Origin of the sequence: uncultured Mucilaginibacter sp. (assembly GCF_937859865.1) — a bacterium.
GTDB lineage: Bacteria > Bacteroidota > Bacteroidia > Sphingobacteriales > Sphingobacteriaceae > Mucilaginibacter_A.
Genome location: NZ_CALMAT010000024.1, coordinates 25,624 through 44,665 on the forward strand (window position 1 = coordinate 25,624; position 19,042 = coordinate 44,665).

The 19,042-nt window shown below is 38.3% G+C and carries 13 protein-coding genes; 9 read left to right on the forward strand and 4 right to left on the reverse strand.

Going from position 1 to position 19,042, the window contains the following annotated elements:
• Positions 1–6: 6 nt before the first annotated feature.
• Positions 7–3,006: a SusC/RagA family TonB-linked outer membrane protein gene (locus Q0192_RS03200; protein ID WP_299285973.1), complete on the reverse strand. Its 3,000-nt coding sequence runs from the start codon at positions 3,004–3,006 to the stop codon at positions 7–9.
• A gap of 573 nt (positions 3,007–3,579) precedes the next feature.
• Between Q0192_RS03200 and Q0192_RS03205 the strand changes: the two genes are divergently transcribed.
• The 7 genes from Q0192_RS03205 (at position 3,580) to Q0192_RS03235 (ending at position 14,283) form a co-directional block, all read left to right on the forward strand.
• A complete protein-coding gene (locus tag Q0192_RS03205) occupies positions 3,580–4,974 on the forward strand; it encodes a TolC family protein (RefSeq protein ID WP_299285976.1) in 1,395 nt (464 codons plus the stop codon).
• Between the two features lie 115 nt (positions 4,975–5,089).
• Complete coding sequence (locus Q0192_RS03210) at positions 5,090–6,709, forward strand: cysteine peptidase family C39 domain-containing protein (RefSeq protein WP_299285979.1); 1,620 nt, start codon at positions 5,090–5,092, stop codon at positions 6,707–6,709.
• A gap of 99 nt (positions 6,710–6,808) precedes the next feature.
• Positions 6,809–7,000: a hypothetical protein gene (locus Q0192_RS03215; RefSeq protein WP_299285982.1), complete on the forward strand. Its 192-nt coding sequence runs from the start codon at positions 6,809–6,811 to the stop codon at positions 6,998–7,000.
• Positions 7,001–7,297: 297 nt separating this feature from the next.
• Complete coding sequence (locus Q0192_RS03220; protein WP_299285985.1) at positions 7,298–8,842, forward strand: TlpA disulfide reductase family protein; 1,545 nt, start codon at positions 7,298–7,300, stop codon at positions 8,840–8,842.
• A 331-nt stretch (positions 8,843–9,173) separates the two neighbouring features.
• Positions 9,174–10,799, forward strand: coding sequence for a DUF6734 family protein (locus tag Q0192_RS03225; protein ID WP_299285988.1), 1,626 nt, complete (start codon positions 9,174–9,176; stop codon positions 10,797–10,799).
• A gap of 1 nt (position 10,800) precedes the next feature.
• Positions 10,801–12,978 carry a peptidase domain-containing ABC transporter gene (locus Q0192_RS03230; protein WP_299285991.1) on the forward strand — a complete coding sequence of 726 codons (2,178 nt, stop codon included), beginning with the start codon at positions 10,801–10,803 and terminating at the stop codon, positions 12,976–12,978.
• 3 nt (positions 12,979–12,981) lie between these two features.
• Positions 12,982–14,283, forward strand: coding sequence for an HlyD family efflux transporter periplasmic adaptor subunit (locus tag Q0192_RS03235; RefSeq protein WP_299285994.1), 1,302 nt, complete (start codon positions 12,982–12,984; stop codon positions 14,281–14,283).
• Between the two features lie 771 nt (positions 14,284–15,054).
• Here the strand turns inward: Q0192_RS03235 and Q0192_RS03240 are convergent.
• Together Q0192_RS03240 and Q0192_RS03245 are read right to left on the reverse strand one after the other, a co-directional pair.
• Positions 15,055–15,201, reverse strand: coding sequence for a hypothetical protein (locus Q0192_RS03240; protein WP_299285997.1), 147 nt, complete (start codon positions 15,199–15,201; stop codon positions 15,055–15,057).
• Positions 15,202–15,312: 111 nt separating this feature from the next.
• Positions 15,313–17,019 (reverse strand): DUF6377 domain-containing protein, encoded by a 1,707-nt coding sequence (locus Q0192_RS03245; RefSeq protein WP_299286000.1) that lies wholly within the window; start codon positions 17,017–17,019, stop codon positions 15,313–15,315.
• Between the two features lie 318 nt (positions 17,020–17,337).
• Here Q0192_RS03245 and Q0192_RS03250 point away from each other — a divergent pair, with 318 nt between their 5' ends.
• Entirely contained in the window at positions 17,338–17,646 is a 309-nt protein-coding gene (locus tag Q0192_RS03250) for a hypothetical protein (protein WP_299286003.1), read from the forward strand.
• Here the strand turns inward: Q0192_RS03250 and Q0192_RS03255 are convergent.
• Entirely contained in the window at positions 17,633–17,884 is a 252-nt protein-coding gene (locus Q0192_RS03255; RefSeq protein WP_299286006.1) for a hypothetical protein, read from the reverse strand. The genes Q0192_RS03250 and Q0192_RS03255 overlap by 14 nt on opposite strands.
• A gap of 106 nt (positions 17,885–17,990) precedes the next feature.
• Between Q0192_RS03255 and mnmH the strand changes: the two genes are divergently transcribed.
• Positions 17,991–19,040, forward strand: a complete 1,050-nt coding sequence (mnmH, locus tag Q0192_RS03260) for a tRNA 2-selenouridine(34) synthase MnmH (protein ID WP_299286009.1) — start codon at positions 17,991–17,993, stop codon at positions 19,038–19,040.
• Positions 19,041–19,042: the final 2 nt, after the last annotated feature.

The window sequence follows — 19,042 nt, forward strand, 5'->3', positions numbered from 1 at the left end:
ATTTAATTATTTTAAAATAACATTTAAACCCACAGAGAAAGTCCGGGTACGGGGGTAATAATTACCAAAGTCCCCACCTGTTGAAACTGACTGAGTTTGCGGATTATAATAACTACTAACATCTATTTCAGGATCCAGGCCTTTGTATTTTGTAATTAACGCTAAATTTTGACCGGTTAGGGATACCCGTAAAGCACTAATATATTTAACTTTAGTTAGGTTAAACCGATATCCAACTGATAGGTTTTCCCATCTTAAAAACGAACCGTTCTCTAACCAAAGGTCTGAACCATATTGTGAGGAAGCTATTCCTAAGGGAATGGCGCTTTCCAATAAGTTTGCTTTACCTAAGTTCTGTTCTAAACTCAATTGCTGCCTTAGGCCGTTGTAAATTTTGTTGCCGCCCGAACCACGCCAAACCATGGAAGCATCAAAGTTTTTATAACTGAAGCTTGGTGTAAAAGCATAATTATATTTTGGTAAAGATTGCCCTTCGCTTATCCTGTCTTGACTTTGATTGCCCTGGTCAATTACACCGTCTTTATTCTGGTCAACAACGGTTTCTGCATTATTTGCATCTTTTCCAAGGTGTTGTAAAATAAGATAAGAACCAATAGGTTTACCTACAACAAGATAAGCATTTGGCCCCCAGGCAACATAATTCGTAGGTATATTAAAACCTTGTATATTACCTCCCAGGCTTAATACCTTGTTTTGCAGTAAAGTTCCGTTGCCTGCAAGGGTTAATGTGGTATTGTTGCTTTTAATAACCGTATAACTTAAAGTAAGCTCCAGCCCTCGGTTTTGTAAACTACCAACGTTTGCAAGAATGTTACCAACAAAAAATGGTCCTTGTACTGGCACAGAATAATTAAACAAAAGATTGTCTGTATTAGCGGTAAACACATCCACAGTACCGGTAAGCCTGTCATTAAGAAATCCAAAATCTAAGCCGGCATTAGCCTGCTTTTTAGTTTCCCATTTCAAATTTGGATTTGCGTTTTGGCTATAAAAATAATTTGGAATTGTAGTTCCCCCAAAAAATACTGAAGGTGGGGTTCCTTGCCCTACTAATGCAATCGAATTTTGCGGCCCAATTCCCTGCTGGTTACCGGTAACACCATAGCCAACCCTAAATTTAAGGCTACTCAATGTATGCTGGTTTTTCATGAAATCTTCCTGGTCAACCCGCCATGCCAATGATGCGGAAGGAAAATTTCCCCATTTGTTATTTGCACCAAATACCGTTGAACCATCGCGCCTAAAACTTGCGGTAAGCAGGTAACGGTCATTGTAGGAATAATTAACCCTACCCAGTAAAGAAACCAGCCTTCTGTCATTTTTGTAGGAAGAAATATCGCCCTGGAAAACTTTTGAAATATCGCCCAATTGTAAAGCATTATAACTTGCAAGGTCATTTACAAAGCCTCTGGCCTGTGTAAAACTGCCGTTGTAAGTTTGTGCCTGCCACTCATATACGGCAGTTGCATCCAGGTGGTTTTTTCCAAAATCATGTTTGTAACTCAAATTAATGTCCATTAATTTTTCGTCCGTATGATCATTGTGAATATTACCAAACCCGTTATAATCAATGGCTGTTTGATCCGTTGATGCAGCAGGCAAATAATAACCGGAGTTAAAATCAATTTTTCTCCAACTGCCAAACCAGCCGGCCGATAACCCTTTATAAATATCCAAGTCTCCTCTTAAACTAGTAAAAAGGTTATTCGTGGCACCATTATTTTGAACAGTTTTAGCAACCGCATAAGGGTTGGTGTAATGAAAAACATTTGGGTCCCGGTAATAAGTTCCATCCGTATTAAATACAGGGTCGGTTGGCCTTGCTACATTGGCTTGATTGATTAAAATTGAACTAAAAGCATTATTACCTACACCTGTAGGGCTGTAATTAGCATTGTTAATACCGCTATTTACGTTCATGGTAATGGTCAATTTATCATCCAGGGCTTTTTGCGTTGCAGTGATCCGGCCGATATAATTTTGGTATTTTGAATTGATAACCACACCAGTTTGGCTAATAGCCGTTACGGATGCACGGTAATTAAACGAATTGGCACCGCCGCCAATAGCCAGGGTATGGTTTTGGGTAAAACCGTTTTGGGTAAGCAGGTTATACCAATCGGTATTTGAGCCGTGGTTTGCGGAAATATTTACGCCTAACAGGTTGGCCTGGTTTGACCACTCATCTGCATTTAATACATGCAACTTTTTAGGGATTATATCCAATGAACTGTTTTCGGTATATTCAACACTGGTTTTACCAGCAGCAGTCTTTTTAGTGGTAATAATAATTACGCCCGGCGCACCGCGTGAACCATAGATCGCAGTTGCAGAGGCATCTTTTAATATATCCACTGTGGCTATTTCGCTTGGCGGCACTTGGTTTAACAAATCTATGTTGCCCTGTACGCCATCAACCACAACCAAAGGATCATTACCACCTTGAAGCGAAGTAATACCACGGATACGCACGGATGGAGCAGAGCCAGGCTCACTGCCAACTTGTGAAATGTTTACGCCCGCCGCTTTGCCTGCAATTTGTTGTAATGGGTTGGTGATAGGCCCCGGGTTTAAATCCTTGCTTCCCAGGTTTGTTACCGCGCCCGTTACGTCCGATTTTCTAACCGTTCCGTAACCAACCACTACAACTTCATTTAGCGATTGCGATGTTGGCTGTACTTGAAAATTAACCTGCACATTGGCAGTTCCGCTAACCGTTACCGATTTTTTAAGCGGTGTGTAACCTACAAACTGGGCAGTTAAACTGTAAGTGCCGGGTTGTACACCGCTTATACGATAGTTGCCGTCCACATCGGTTGTAGCACCCAGGGCAGTGCCGTCTATGGTTACGCTGGCACCGGGCAAGGGCTGGCTTTTTTCGTCAATCACTTTTCCTGATATTGAAGCATTTTGTGCAAAAGCGATAAAAGCATTGATTAAAAACAGCATGGTCAGGCCATACTTAAAAAAGTAGATTCTCTTCATTCTTAATTTTATTTAAATTTTAGGTTGTTACAACTGTATACTTCAGATGTAGTATAATTGTTACCTCAAAGTAAACGAGGTTTAAAGATTTTAACAAATGCGATTGACCTCAATATTAAAGAAAATTGTATTTTATAAATTTAATTCATTATAAGACAACTTTTTATAGAATTTAAAACAGTTTGATTATATAGATAAGATGTAGGTTATTAAAACAGTTTTTAAAGATTTTTAGCCTTAATATTGTTAGAAACAAATTTTCTGTTGTATCGTGTAGAATTTAAAAAAATCGTAGTATGCTTTGTTTAATAAAGGAAGTGAATTAATAGTTTCACTCGAAGATGATTTTAGTAATCATTACCGAAGCAATAAAAAAATGAAGGTAGCAAAGCTTTATTAATAGCTTACACACACTCTAATTTCATAATTGTAAAGATGATAAAGGAACCGGGATAAAATGCTTTTCTCTTTTTTGTTATTTTAGTAATTTACCTAAAACTCGTAATACAACAGGCTTTTGTTATGAATTTCGAATTATCTTTTAAAAGGTTATTAATTGTAATACTTTGTACAATGAACTTACTCTTTTCACACATAAATTCATACGCACAGCTTAAAATAACTTTACAACAAGCCATTGATTCTACCCTAAACCGAAACCTGCAAATTAAACAGGCACAATTTAATGCTGCTTTTACCGAAGAAAACTTAAAGCAAGCCAAGTATAATTTATTGCCTAGTATCAGTGCCAGTCCGCAATCTTCTTTTAACTGGGGGCGTACATTAGATGTTTCTACTTATAATTACATCAACCAACGAGTATTTTTGGTAAATGGTAGTTTTAACACCCAAGTAGCCTTATTTCAGGGCGGACAATTACGAAGGCAAATTGTACAGAACAAGTTGTTGCTCGAAGCCGACCAAAGTAACATAGCCAAAATAAAAAATGATTTGATCTTATCCGTGGCTACTACTTTTTTGCAGGTTATGGCCAGTGAAGATCTGTTAAAAGCGGCCAGGCAACAAGTGCAGGTAGCTAAACTCGGTGTAGAAAGGACACAAAAAAGCTATAACGCAGGTAATAAATCTTTGGCTGATTTGGCTCAGGCACAAGCCCAGCAAGCGACTACCGAATTAGATGAAACGAATATCCAAAATACTTTAGAGGCCAACCTGCTTACCTTAAAGCAATTGATGGAAATGCAAACTATAACGCTTGATCTAATAAAACCTGATATTAGTAAACTGACCAACGAAAGCAGGAAATTAGACACAGCAGCATTATGGAAGGAAGTTTTAGCCGTTAACCCGGATATTAAACTGGCAAACCTGCAAAAGAATGCTGCTTATCAAAATATTAGGGTTGCCAAGAGCAGTTTATACCCAAGTTTGTATTTATTTGGTTCCATAGGTTCTAACTTTTCGGATGCCCGTTCCTTAATTACCGGCACAAAACAGGTTGGTTTTGATACAGTCGGTTTTGTAAATGGCACCAACCAACGTGTACTAGAACCTGCTTATCGTTCAACTGTTAACAGTTATCCTTTTTTAAGGCAGTTTTCTGATAACTTTTATCAATCGGCAGGTATTACCCTGCAAATCCCATTATTAAACCATTTTAACAGTCAAACTAATATCCGTAAAGCCAAAATCACTTACCAAAATGCACAAGTAGCCGTGCAATTAACAGTTAATAATTTATACAAAATATTTAATCAGGCTTTAGCGGATTTGAATGCTGCAAACAAACGCTTGGCAGCAAACCAAAGCAATTACCAGGCAACCAAACAAGTGCTTTATGTAAGCGAAAAACGTTATCAGGCAGGTTTGCTTAATTCGGTGGATTATAATATTGCGCTCACTAATTTTAATAAGGTTGAATTTGATTTGATCCAGGCAAAGTATGACTTGGTTTTTAGAAACAAGGTGATTGATTACTATTTAGGGAAACCTCTAATATTAAATTGAATAATAATTTCAGTTAATCAAAGAAATAAGATAACATGGAGCATTAAAATTTATTTTGAAATAATTTTTGTTTTCTAAATTATTTAACTTTAGCTTTAAAAAATAAATTGATGATATGCTTAATTTTACCAATCGGGCCAATCCTGATGAGGTATTATTTAACTTATTAAAGCTGTATAATCTTTCTTTTACTTCCGAGACAGTTTCTCAAGAGTTAAATACCCATCCTGATTATCCCAGTTTACTGGCTTTAAATGACGTTGCTTTAAACTTTGGGCTTCATTGTGCCGCTTACCAGATAAGTAACGAGGATTTGTTTGATGTACCCTGTCCTTTTATTGCATATAGTACCAATCAGGGCAGTGAATTTACGTTGGTTACCAAAATTACGAAAGACACAGTCGCTGTCGACTTGGGGAATGGCAGGAAAAAAATTAGTTTAACAGATTTTAAAAGTAAGTTTACCGGGACTGTATTGGTTGCAGATGAGGTGAATCAAAATATTAAGAGTCAATCGAAATTAAGTTTAGCAAAACTATTTAATTCGTTCCGTTACTTTATTGCTCCTTTACTGTTGGTGTTGGCTTTAATATCCGGGTTATTCCTTCATTTTAATAGCTTCAATAGTATAACATTGCCGTATGTGCTGTTGCTGCTTTTTAAGAGCGCCGGCGTTTTGGTAAGTATTTTGTTATTGATACAAAGCATTGACCAAAATAATCCTTTAATTCAAAAACTTTGTGGTGGCAGCAGTAAAACTGATTGTAATGCGATATTAACTTCAAAAGCGGCAACTGTTTTTAAAGAATTGAGCTGGAGCGAAGTAGGTTTATTTTATTTTACTGGAACCTGGCTTGTCCTGATGTCTAGCCATGGTTTAACTATCATGCTTCAGGCACTGGCAATCCTTAATATTGTTAGCTTGCCTTATACCTTTTACTCCATTTATTACCAGGCAAAGGTAGCTAAACAATGGTGTAAACTCTGCTGTGCGGTACAAGCTTTGCTTTGGCTGGAGTTTTTCTCCTTAGTTTTGTTTTCTCCAAGTTTGTTTAACATTGGCTCGTTTGCAGTTTTATCATCCGTTCTGTTGTCAACAGGATTAAATCTTTTTATTTGCCTCGCATTACCTATAGCCCTTTGGTTGTTGCTAAAGCCATTGTTGTTAAAGGCACAGCAATCCAAATCTTTAAAAAGCCAACTTAGAAAGCTTAAGTATAACAAGGAATTCTTTGATCAACTGCTGTTTGTACAACCGAAATATGCCACGCCTGATGAAAATTGGAGTATTGTGTTGGGAAATGTTAATGCAGAAAATATCATTACCATGGTAAGCAACCCTTATTGTCCGCCTTGTGCCAAAACCCACCAAATTTTGGATGAATGGTTAGATAAGCGGGATGATTTGCAAGTGCGGTTGGTATTTACAGCTAATAATTCGGAAGCTGATATAAAAACACCTGTTACCCGGCATTTAATGGCGTTAAATGCTTGGCCTGAAAAAAGTATGATAAAAAGAGCTTTGCACGACTGGTATGGGCAAACGCAGAAAAATTATGAAGCATGGGCTAAAGTTTACCCGGTAGCATTAGTTGAAAGTGAATATTATAAGTTAGATAAGCAAAGCATTTGGTGTGACATGGCAGAAATAAAAGCCACGCCCACATTTTTAATTAACGGTTACCGTTTACCAGAATTGTACCAATTAAACGATATTAAATACCTGCTGAATTAGCAGCAACAAGATACTTTGCAAAGGTAAAGGAGCATGCACTTTAATAATACATGCCGTTTTAAAGTCGGGGCGTGTCCGGTAATTTTAATAATTAAAATCATGGAAAAGAAAAAAAACATTTTTGGGGACATTAAAAGTATGTTGACCAGAGACCAAATGAAACAAATTAAAGGTGGAAGTGGCGCTAGTTGGGGTAGTTGTATGGATGAATGTGCCTACGGTTCCCAATGCTCTAGTGGTCAGTGTATTTTAGCGCGTTGTTCAAATGGCACTTTCTTTATTTGCCAATAATTAATGTATAAAAAAGAGGAGCTAATAATATTTATACTCCTCTTTTTATGAATGTTTAGGACACATTTTAAATTATTATATTTGTTTTTTTACTACTTCTATCACTTAAAAATTAACAAATTGTTATGCTCTTTGAGTGTTTTCCAAATCGAAACAAAACTTAGTAATATAAAAGAAGAGGTATTATTCATATGATAAATATATATCACTCTTTTTATAAGAAATATTTATTACGAGTTTAAAGAAGGAATTTCAGTCGTTTATCCAATTTCAACGGATTAAAACTAATATAATAATATGAAATCTTTTTGTTGTTGTAAAGTACTTCTGTATTTTTTAACTTTTTTGTGCGTAAATAAAATTTACGCACAAAATAAATTCACCCATACTCTTGCAGAACTTGGACAAATACAAACTTTAAAAGCGCAGGTAGAAGCATATCCAGAAAGCGAACGGGCAAATCAGGCTTTTATTAATGCTTTTGATATAGACGACCCGGCTTTAGAAACGCAGTATGGTGCCTGGATCAAGGAATTTCCTAAAAGTTTTACCATAGCTTTTACAATAGGTAAAGCCTATTCTAATCACGGAAATTCTAAAGCTGTCCCTTTCCTACAGCAGGCAAGCATGTTAAAACCTGATGATGATCAAATCTGGTACATGCTGGCGGGTGACGCGTACTTAAGAAACAATCTAAAGCTCCGCCAAGGATATTTGAAGAAAGCAATGCAGTGCGCGCCGGAGAATGTTAACTACGTCCTTAATTACGCTTCTTCCTTTGAACAAACTGATCCTGCCCGCAGAGATTCCATATATTTAGAGATCGCCAAATGGTCCACTAATAATGACAATGCAGAGTTAGCTTTATCACTTTTAGCTAATAATACCAGTTCGCCTGTTCAAAAAGTAATTTATTATAAACAGCTTTATATCAGGCAAACAAAACCACATTCTGGAGCGTATTCTCCTGCCATGACAGCATATTTTGATTTGCTATTAAGCACCGATCCCGTGCAGGCGATAGATTTGGGGCAAGCCATGATTATAGAAGATAAGCTATTTGTGGATGTTTGGCAAGAGCGACTAAAGGTGGCATCACAATTCATTCAGGCCAGAAATCTTTTAGCACAAAATAAGTCTAAAGAAGCTATCGCAATATTGAACCAGGTAAAATTAGATAATAACCAACTTGGACATCACATTAATGCTAAAGAAACATTAGTTCTTTTTAAAGCCGAGGCATCTGATGCAGACAAACAAGTTAGAGCAGCATATGACAGTCTTACTGTCGCTTACAGTAAATTTCCAACCGATAAGTTTCATGTAGCCCTGTTAAAGTACGCAGTAAAGCTGGGTCTGGATAGTAACCAGGTTGCAGAAAATATCAAAAAAACAAGGATTAGTAGCGCTAAAAAAGCAACTGATTTTCGCTTGGAAAATTACTACAATTCGGCAAAAGCTTCTTTAGCTGATTATACAGGTAAAGTAGTGTTACTTACATACTGGTTCCCAGGTTGTGGCCCATGTAGAGATGAGTTCCCACATTTTGAATCTGTAATGAAAAAAGTGAGCCGCCAGGAGGTAGCTTATATAGGCTTAAATATTTTTCCTTCACAAAATGAATACGTACTGCCCTTTTTAAAAGAAAGTGGTTATAGTTTCATACCATTGCAGGACGACCTAAAAAGAGCAAAAGGAACGCTGGATGCCCAGGCATTTCCAACAAATTATTTACTGGATCAAAAAGGCCGGATCATTTTTTCAAATTTTAAGATTGACACAGAAAATGAAAAAACGCTTGAACGGATGATTCAGGAAACCCTCGCAGCTAAAGGTTATTGAAGTACTGAGATGCTCTTGCTAAACTGCACGTAGAAAAGAAATTGAAAATTTTAGAGCCTTTTTAAATTTTATTTGTATAAAAATCACAATGCTTCTTTTAGCATTATAAAATTGGTGCTTATAACGTACCTCCATAAAAAGCGAATCATATCTGACTGTTTTTTAGGCGATAAAAGAAGCATAGAAAAATAAATTAGCAAAAATTTAAACAGGTGCTTAAGGTAAAAGATTATTTTAAGCATAAAAAACACTACAAAGTTTCCAGATTAAGAAGTACAGGTCTGAACTCTATTCCAACTATATATTAATTTCAGTTTTAAAAGTAATTAGAATGAAAATTGTACAATCCTCTTGGTCGTGTAATCAACTAGATTTGTTAAGATTTAATGCAGGGTGGTATTCACCTGAGTATAATTTAATGAGCTGGACATTAAGCTGTTTACAGTTAAAAAAATATTATGCTGAGGTTATTTTATATGCAGATAGTGTTGCAGCAGAAATTTTAATAGATACATTAAAACTTCCTTATACAGAGGTAGTGTGTAACCTGGATAAATTGAACATTATACATCCACAATTATGGGCTTTACCCAAAATATACTCCTATTCGCAACAAGACACTCCGTTTTTACATGTTGATGGGGATGTCTTTATATGGAAGCCATTTGATGATAATTTATTAAAAAAGGAATTGATTACTCAAAATTTAGAAGTTTCAACGGACTACTATGAAACACATATGAAGGCATTAGAAGCGAAATTAATCTATTTTCCATCAGAAATTATAGTAGAAAGAAAAAATACCAATCCAATTTATGCCTATAATGCTGGTATTTTCGGTGGATGTGATATAGCCTTTTTTCAAGAATATACACAGAAAGCAATAGGGTTTATTAAAAAAAATGAAAGCAGTTTTTCTAAAATTGATGTAGGGGTTTTTAATATTTTTTTTGAACAGTACCTATTTTATGTTCTGGTTAAGAAATATAAAAAAAAGGTAGGGGTTTTACTTGACGAAGTGATTGGAGATAATGAATATGTTGGTTTTGGAGATTTTACGGCTGTACCTTACAATAAACAATATTTACATGTATTAGGTGTATTTAAACGTGATAAAACGGTTTGTGAGCAAATGGCAGACCGTTTAAGGCTTGACTATCCCGAATATTATTACAGGATAATAAACTTGTTTAAAAAGAACCGCATTCCCTTAAAAAAAGATTACTATCATTTTATAGATAACCCATCTGAAAGAGGGTTGACTGACCGATACGCTTTGTTAAAAACAAAATTTAAAAAAAATGAATTGATGGTTTTGGTAAATCCAAAACTTGGAGAAGGTTGCAAATTAAACCTTAGTAGTAATCTAATGAAAACGGTGAGTGCTACAATCGAACATGTCGAAAAGAATTTTCAAAATGAAGAATTAAGCAATGAACTCAGAAAAGACATACTACTGTTCGAAGCTAAATTGGATATATTATTAAACCAAAAATTTATTCATTATTCCCAGGAATATTTGTATGGTAGAGACTTAAATTACACCCAGTATTTTCAGTTGATTTTTGAATATCCGAAATTGGGGTTTGATATAAAACTGATTGCTGATCCATTATTAGAAATTGTTGAATGCAAATATAACTGGAATGAAGTGTACCAAAGTTATGTTGACCAAACTATAATAAAATCGCAATTAAATACAGAACCTTCAGACGTTTACACGGCAATTATACCAGAGTGTGATTTACAGGGTTACTCGTTAATAAACATGGATGACTTAGACTTATTACTTATTCAAAATTTAAAAAAACTGTTTAGCATAAATGAATTATTAAATGAAGTAAAACAATCATTTGATCCTATTGACCTTGAAAACTCTTTGGCCGAATTTGAAATCTTGATACTTGGGAGGATTAAAAGGTTGTTGCAAACCAAAATTATTAAAGTAATATTTTAATTTGAACTTCATCCATTACAAACAACTTGATCAAATGGACTGTGGCCCCACCTGCCTGCGTATGGTGGCCAAACATTATGGCCGTAATTATAAAACACAAACATTACGGCAACTTTGTGAAATCAACAAAGAAGGAGTTTCACTATTAGGTATTAGCGATGCAGCCGAAAAGATAGGCTTCCGTTCTTTAGCGGCAAAACTGGGTTTAACTGATTTAAAAGAAGCAGAACTGCCTTTTATTTTACATTGGCGGCAAAACCATTTTGTGGTTTTGTATAAAATAAAAAAAGGGAAGTTCTTTCTGGCAGACCCAGCCAAAGGTTTGGTTACTTTAACAGAATCTGAATTCAACAAAAACTGGTTGCCAGATTTAGAAACGGTTGAAGGTATCGCCTTGTTGCTAAGCCCTACACCTGTTTTTTATGAACAGGAAAACGAAAAAGGGACGGAGGTAAGCTGGGGTTTTTTGCTCCGTTATTTAACAAGGTACAAGCAATTGGTTTTACAACTGTTGTTTGGCCTCGGCATTGGCAGCCTGCTGCAATTGATTGTACCGTTTTTAACGCAATCGGTTGTAGATATTGGCATCAATACGCGCAACCTTAATTTTGTTTACATCATCCTGATTGCCCAAGCCATGATGATTATTGGCCGGGTAAGTGTTGACTTTATCCGTTCCTGGATTTTGTTGCACATTAGCACACGCGTTAACGTTTCCATCCTCACGGATTTCCTGATCAAGCTGATGAAGCTGCCGATGAACTTCTTTGATACGAAGATGACTGGCGATATCATGCAGCGCATGAACGACCAAAAACGCATCGAAAGTTTCTTGACCGGTTCTACGTTAAGCACTTTGTTTTCGCTTTTTAACCTGCTTGTTTTTTCGGTGGTACTGGCTTATTACAATGCCACCATCTTTTTTGTGTTTGTGGTAAGCAGTGCGCTTTACATCGTTTGGATTGTTGCCTTTTTAAAAACCAGGTGTTCTTTGGATTATAAGCGTTTTGATATTTCGGCCAAAAACCAAAGTAGCATTGTGCAATTGGTAAGCGGGATGCAGGAAATCAAGCTAAACAATTGCGAGCAACAAAAACGCTGGGAATGGGAACATTTACAGGCAAGGCTGTTCAAGTTCAATGTGAAAAGCCTGGCCTTAAACCAGTACCAGCAGGGTGGTTCCACCTTTATCAATGAAGCTACCAACCTACTCATCACTTTTTTAAGTGCCAAAGCCGTTATAGAAGGAAACCTGACTTTGGGCGGGATGGTGGCCGTGCAATATATAGTAGGGCAACTAAACAGCCCGGTACAGCAGTTTTTGGGCTTTATACAAGGTTTTCAGGATGCCAGGATCAGCTTGGAACGCTTAAACGAGATACACCAATTGGACGATGAAGAACCGGTCAATAAAGAATTTAACTATGCCTTGCCGGAAGATAAAAGTTTGCAGTTTAACAATCTGACATTTCGTTACCCTGGTGCAGGGAACGAACCGGTATTAAAAGGAATCAGCCTATCTATCCCGCAAGGAAAAACAACAGCTATTGTGGGCATGAGCGGCAGCGGGAAAACTACCATTTTAAAGTTATTGCTAAGGTTTTATGAGCCTGAAAAGGGTGAAATTACCGTCGGCCAACAAAGCTTAAATACAATAGGCTTTAAAACCTGGCGGAGTGAGTGCGGTGTGGTGATGCAGGACGGTTTTATTTTTTCTGATACGATTGCCAAAAACATTGCGGTTGGCGATGAGTACCCCGACAAGCAAAAGCTGAACAATGCGATTAAAGTAGCCAACATCCAGGATTTGATTTCAGGTTTACCTTTAGGCATCAATACCAAGATTGGTGCAGAAGGGAACGGCATTAGCCAGGGGCAGCGCCAACGTATCTTGATTGCCCGTGCTGTTTATAAAGACCCGCAATATATCTTTTTTGATGAAGCTACCAATTCATTAGACGCCAACAACGAAAAAACAATTATGGAAAACTTACAGGAGTTTTTTAAAGGCCGAACGGTTATTGTGGTAGCGCATAGGTTAAGCACGGTAAGCCATGCCGATAACATTGTAGTGCTGGACAAAGGTTGTATCATTGAGCAAGGAACACATGAGCTATTAACTTCATTGAAAGGCGATTATTACCGTTTAGTGAAAAACCAGTTAGAATTAGGGAACTAAACCATGCCTGAACTATTTGTAAACGAAAGAGGCGAAATCCGCCACTCGGACGATATGCAGGACATTATTACTGCACCGCCGGGTTGGTTGCTGCGCTGGGGCATCACTTTGTTTTTTGGCATTTTGGTGATGATCGTTGGCCTGTCCGCTTTAATCAAATACCCCGACATCGTAAAAACACAATTAAAGGTGAGTTCTATGGATGCCCCAAAATCTATCGTAACTAAAGTGCCGGGCAAGTTAAACAGGTTGCTGATACAGGATAACCAAGCGGTAGTTGCAGGCCAGCCGCTGGCCTATTTGGAAAGTACGGCCAACCATCAGGATGTACTTGCGCTGCTTATACAACTGCAGCAGTTGCAGCAACAGTTGCAAACTGGCGGACAAGTAAACAATACTGTTTTTAACAGGCAAATTGTTTATAATATTGGTGAACTGCAACCTGCTCTTCAAACTTTTAGCCAAAGTATGCTTACTTATCAGGCTTCTGTTAAAAGTGGTTTTTATGAAAAGAAAAAAGGTTTTTTACAACGGGATCTAATCAACCTGGATAAACAAAAAAGCCAGTTAACCGCGCAAAAAACTTTGCAGCAACGAGATTTTAAATTGGCCGGCGAAGAATACGAGATGAACAAAAAGCTGGAGCAGGAAAAAGCGGAAACACCCGCCGAACTCCGTGCTGCGGAAAGTAAATATTTGTCAAAGCAATCCCCATTGGTACAAACCGATGCTTCCCTGATCACTGCTGGTAGCAATTATGACGCTAAACAAAAAGAAATACTGGAACTGGACAACCAGATGATGGAAGAAAAAGCCAAGTTTGTTCAAGCATTGAACAGTTTGATCAGCCAGGCTGAAGATTGGAAAAACAAGTATGTGTTAAGTGCATCCCAGAACGGTAAACTATCTTTTGCAGGTATTATCCAGCAAAACCAGGTATTGCAGGCCGGGCAGGAAGTGTTTTATATCAACCCCGGCAACAACAACTATTTCGGGGAAATGGCCATTCCGCAAGCCAACATGGGGAAAGTAAAAGAAAACCAGGAAGTACTAATCAAGCTCCATAGCTATCCTTTTGAAGAGTACGGCATGATTAGGGGCAGGATCAGCAACATCAATGAAGTGCCTTATAAAGACAGTGTGTTTTTATCCAGGGTAAGCTTTAATCTAAAAAACTCAACTGATTTGAAAAAGCCGGTACATTTAAAACAAGGGATGCTGGCCGATGCTGAAATTATTACGGAAGATGCGACCATATTGCAGCGCATCACCAGAAACTTGTTTAAATTGATTGGTAGTAAATGACATAATTTTATTGTAATCTAATGAAAACGAATTATTTGCTTCCTAAAATTATACATCATGTATTTTCATGTAAGTTTTTCTTTTACAGCAGGAACCATTTCCGGGCTGCTGAAACGAATATAGTACCGCTTTTACCAATCAAAAAACCGCTTCTGCGGATTTTGCCAGCCTTTCCCGGCATTTCAAAAGCGTTGCTGTTTTCTGTGATTCTTTGCCCAAAAACACCGTATTTAGGTTTTCCTGCCGAGTTTTAACGTTACGCGCTTTAACCTGCAAAACTTTGCGAAAAACCGTAGGTAAAAAGGCGTTTTCCTTTAAGTAAAAGCCTGTTTCCTTTAAGTATTCTGGCTTTTCCTTTAAGTATCCTGCTGTTTCCTTTAGGTATCCTGGCCATTCCTTTAAGTATTCCGGGCTTTCGTCTTTGTATTTTGGCTTTTCCTTTAAGTATTTTGCGGTTTCTTTGAAGTATCCTGGCTTTTCCTTTAAGTACTTTGGCTTTTACTTAAAGTATCCTGCCTTTTCCTTTCAGGTTTCCGGCTTTTCGGAGCAGGTTTTTGGCGGTTCGTTTTGGTTTTGCCAGTAGCTGCTTCCGCCCGCCCTTGCCGACTAAGCACCACCAGCTTTTTCCGCAACCGATTTCAGTTATCTGTTTTGGTTTTTGCCGGCCAAACCGCTTCCCTTATTTTATCCCCTTAAAAAAAGCACGGAAACAAAAAATGCCCTTCGGCAAAGCAAAAGGGCATGGGTTATCAGCGGCCGGAACCGGCAGGTTTACAGGCTGAGGTGGAAATACAATTGTTCGCGGGTTAAATGGTACTCCTGGCAAAGCTGGTACACGTTTAAGTGCTCTACCCCGTACTTACTGCAATAATGCGAAAGCTCCAAGCGGTAAGTGGTTTCGCATCGCTGTGTAAGCATATGCAGGTGCTGCCAGGTAATAGTAAAAGAAGCATTCGCATTTTGGGAATGATTGTGGTAACATTTAAAATCAGCCCCAAAAACATACAATTTAAATTAGGGTAAGCTAACTTATTCTTTGACAGCTTTTATGGCGATCACCCGATCTTCAAACTCATCATTTGGTAAAAAAGACCTGTTTTTTACTTTCGTTTTGTAAGTATAGATCGTATTGACCGAGTAGTTTAAAATTTTGGCTATCGTTTCATTGTCATCAATACCCAGCCTGATGAGTGCAAAAATGCGAAGTTCTGTGTTAAGCAGTTGGTTGTCATGCAAGTGCACCTGGTGTTCGGCATCAAACAAAGTATTAAAATCTTCAATAAAATTGGGGAACAGGTTGAGAAAAACCCGGTCAAAGCTGTTCGACAAGCTTTCGCGCTCTAAACCGATGTTTAATTTGTTTAAAAACGGCAGCACTTCATCGTACCGTTTTTCTTTCATCACTTTTTCGATAAACCGCTTCAGCCGGTCAATTTTTTCAATATAGCTGGAGTGCACGTTAAAAAAATAACCGATGTATTCATCCTTGATCATGTTGGCCTCGTCCAGTTTGCCGTTCATGCTGGTTAAAGACCGGTTTGCAACATCCAAAGCCTGGTTTGCCTGGGTAAGGGCTTCGTTTGTGGCATTTAAATCAATGTTTTTATCAAAAATCACCTGGTCTGCCATACGCAGTTTTTTAAGCTGTTTTAAGGTGATGACCGAAAAAACGATCACGATGATGATCAGGAAGCTGATGATAGAAGCAAAGATGACCAGGGACCGTTTTTGTTTCTCGATACTGTTGATCCGCTCGCTTTCGATCACGGGCAGTATGCTGCTGATCCTGGCCTCGCGGTGCCTGGCGCCATAAAAGTTGGCGTCTGTTATGGCATTGTTGATATAATTATACGCCAGTTGGGTGTTTCCCTCTTTAAAATAGTAATTGGCAAGCTCAGTTAGCGCAACCGATTCTTTTATAGAATGTGCATTATCTATGATGGCTGCATTTAACAATGCCGATAAGGCGGGCTGGGGCTGCTTCAACCTAAAATAAGTATAACTTAAACTGCTTAAGTTGACCGCGCTGTCTTGATAAGATTGATGGATTTTGAGTATTTTGGTATAAGCTGCCAGGGCCGACCGGAAGTCGGCCTTGCGTATTGATTTCAGCCCGATTGCGGATAAAGACTGGTAGGAGTTTTGCCCGCTGTTTTTAATCACCGAATCACAGTATTGCAGCCCTGTTAAGTTGTACTTCACGTAATAGTCGCTTATCCGGTTAAAATCGGCCATGTCAAAATAGCTTCTTGCTTTCAAAAACAAAAAGTCTGCGCGTTGCCGGGCGTTTAAATGTTTAGGGTCAACGGCGTTTAAAGTATCCAGGCCTTCTTTAAACAAACCTGCCGATACCAAAACAAACCCCATCTGCACTTTAGAATAATTTATTTTATTAAGGTCTTTTAGCAAATAAGCCGATTCGTTTAGCTTCTTGCAGTACACATAGGCAGAATCGTGGATAAAAGATTTGTAGGCGTTGAATAATTTTTCATAATTATCATAGCGGCTACTCAGCGAGGAGAAGTTTGCCAAAAGCCCTTTTTTTATTTTTTTTATTTCGGTCATCCGGCTTTGGTCATACAATGCCTTGTTGCCGAGTTCCCGGTTCAAAACTTGCTGTAAACTGTCTGCTTTGGTAGTTGCTTTGGATGAGTCCGTCCATAAAATCCCCAAAAAACTAAAAGCTAGCCAAAGCCATTTAATATTTTTAAGTTTACAACCAATGTGTATTGCCATAACTGAAACTACAAAAAAAATAATCTGAAATTCAAAATTAAGGTTTCTATTCTGTTAACGAACAGACAGAAACTGACCGGCTGCCATTTGGTATGATGAGGGCTTGTTTAAATTTGTACCGGAAAAAATTACAATGCTTCTTTTACCCTATAAATTTTGGTGTTTTAATCGTCCTAATCAAATCGAAAAACCAAACACTTGTCAATTTTTAGGCGATAAAAGAAGCATTAGAAACCTTGATAATCAGATTTAAAAAAAAGTCCTTAAATAAATTGCCGCTCCCGGGCGTTTGTATGAGCAGAATGTTTGATTCAACTTATGGAAGACCAAATTTTTTTAACCGGCCGCTACAAACAATTGTTAAACGAAATACTGCCGGCATCATTTACAAAGCCGGTACGGTATAACCATTGCTTTAACCGGATTATATTAGACTGGCTTTTTCAGGATGTTTGGTACCGCCACTTGAATGGTTCAAAAACGGCCATTAGCCAATTAGATAAAATACAGTTGCAAAAAATGGTCGGGCGGATGGAAGCTTGGCTGCAATATCCTGATTTGCTTTTCGAGGACAATCAGAAGTCTTTAACCTGGCGAAAAAATAAAATTACCGCTACTTCCCGCTGACCAACTTTAGTGGCAGCATGTTTTCGTTCAAAGTTTTATCACCCAAAATGTTGCCGCCGTTTTCCCAGCCTTCCGGCTTTTGGCTTTTTGATATTGCAGTTCGATATGCGGGTAGTGGTTTGCTGGTAATGCCATCTGTGGAGGTACAATTTGTAATGCGGATCTTGTTTACTTGTTGCTTATTTTCGATGCTTCTTTTACCGCATAAAATTGGTAAAGCTTTTGGTTGATGGTTCATTGGTGATAGCATATCAGATATGGTCACCAAATTTACAGGCATAAAAGAAGCACAATGATTATTAAACGTGTTACATTTATAACCTGTTAACCTTAACATAACCGTTATGACCCATCCGATTTCGGTAGAAGATTTTGTCCGGCTGCCGGAGCCTGTGCCTTTGGCTGATGTACGCACGCCCGCTGAGTTTTTGCAGGGCCATGTTCCGGGCGCTTTTAACCTGCCGTTGTTTAGCAACGAAGAGCGTGTAAAAGTTGGCACCACTTACAAACAGGGCAGCCGCGAAGAAGCCATCCTTTTAGGCTTTGATTTAACGGGCAATAAGTGGTCGGGCTTTATCAGAACGGCGTTAGAAATGGCTCCGCAGAAAAAAATAGCGGTGCATTGCTGGCGCGGCGGGATGCGGAGCGGTGCCATGGCCTGGGCACTTAATCTTTACGGTTTTGAGGTTTACCTGATTACCGGCGGATATAAAAACTACCGGAGATGGGCCTTAAAACAGTTTGAAACGCCATACGAACTTTGCGTTTTGGGCGGCATGACGGGTTCGGGCAAAACAAAAATCCTGCAACACTTTAAAGCTCTGGGCGAACAAATAATTGACCTGGAAGAACTGGCACAGCACCAGGGCTCATCTTACGGAACGTTGGGGAAATTGATCCAGCCCACGCAGGAACAGTTTGAAAACGACCTGGCTTTTGCCTTGTCTCAACTAAATAAAAACCGCAAAATTTGGGTGGAAGACGAAAGCCTGACCATCGGTAAACGTTTCATTCCCAATCCTTTTTGGCACCAAATGCGCCAATCGGCTTTAATTGAAATGAAAGTCGCTTTGATGCAGCGAACCGGCAACCTGGCCAAGGAATATGGCCGGCTGGATAAAGTGTTTTTGATCGAATGCACGCAGCGCATCGGGAAACGGCTGGGGCCAGAGCAAACCCGTGATGCCATTGCAGCCATCAAAGAAGACCGGATGGAAGATTTTATAAAACTCGTGCTGATTTATTACGATAAAACTTACAAGGTTGGGTTATCTAAAAGAAACAAAGAAAATGTTTTTCCGCTTGAAATAGAAGATGCCGATGTACTTGCCCAGGCAAAAAGTATTTTAAACTTTGCAGGCAGTTTGGCCGGTGATGCACAAAGCGCACAATAAAA

What these genes read in the sequence shown, in the direction of transcription:
- Q0192_RS03200 (WP_299285973.1), bottom strand. Translation starts at nt 3,006, where the DNA reads ATGAAGAGAATCTACTTTTTTAAGTATGGCCTGACCATGCTGTTTTTA.
- Q0192_RS03205 (WP_299285976.1), top strand. Translation starts at nt 3,580, where the DNA reads ATGAACTTACTCTTTTCACACATAAATTCATACGCACAGCTTAAAATA.
- Q0192_RS03210 (WP_299285979.1), top strand. Translation starts at nt 5,090, where the DNA reads ATGCTTAATTTTACCAATCGGGCCAATCCTGATGAGGTATTATTTAAC.
- Q0192_RS03215 (WP_299285982.1), top strand. Translation starts at nt 6,809, where the DNA reads ATGGAAAAGAAAAAAAACATTTTTGGGGACATTAAAAGTATGTTGACC.
- Q0192_RS03220 (WP_299285985.1), top strand. Translation starts at nt 7,298, where the DNA reads ATGAAATCTTTTTGTTGTTGTAAAGTACTTCTGTATTTTTTAACTTTT.
- Q0192_RS03225 (WP_299285988.1), top strand. Translation starts at nt 9,174, where the DNA reads ATGAAAATTGTACAATCCTCTTGGTCGTGTAATCAACTAGATTTGTTA.
- Q0192_RS03235 (WP_299285994.1), top strand. Translation starts at nt 12,982, where the DNA reads ATGCCTGAACTATTTGTAAACGAAAGAGGCGAAATCCGCCACTCGGAC.
- Q0192_RS03240 (WP_299285997.1), bottom strand. Translation starts at nt 15,201, where the DNA reads ATGCTTACACAGCGATGCGAAACCACTTACCGCTTGGAGCTTTCGCAT.
- Q0192_RS03245 (WP_299286000.1), bottom strand. Translation starts at nt 17,019, where the DNA reads ATGGCAATACACATTGGTTGTAAACTTAAAAATATTAAATGGCTTTGG.
- Q0192_RS03250 (WP_299286003.1), top strand. Translation starts at nt 17,338, where the DNA reads ATGGAAGACCAAATTTTTTTAACCGGCCGCTACAAACAATTGTTAAAC.
- Q0192_RS03255 (WP_299286006.1), bottom strand. Translation starts at nt 17,884, where the DNA reads ATGAACCATCAACCAAAAGCTTTACCAATTTTATGCGGTAAAAGAAGC.
- mnmH (WP_299286009.1), top strand. Translation starts at nt 17,991, where the DNA reads ATGACCCATCCGATTTCGGTAGAAGATTTTGTCCGGCTGCCGGAGCCT.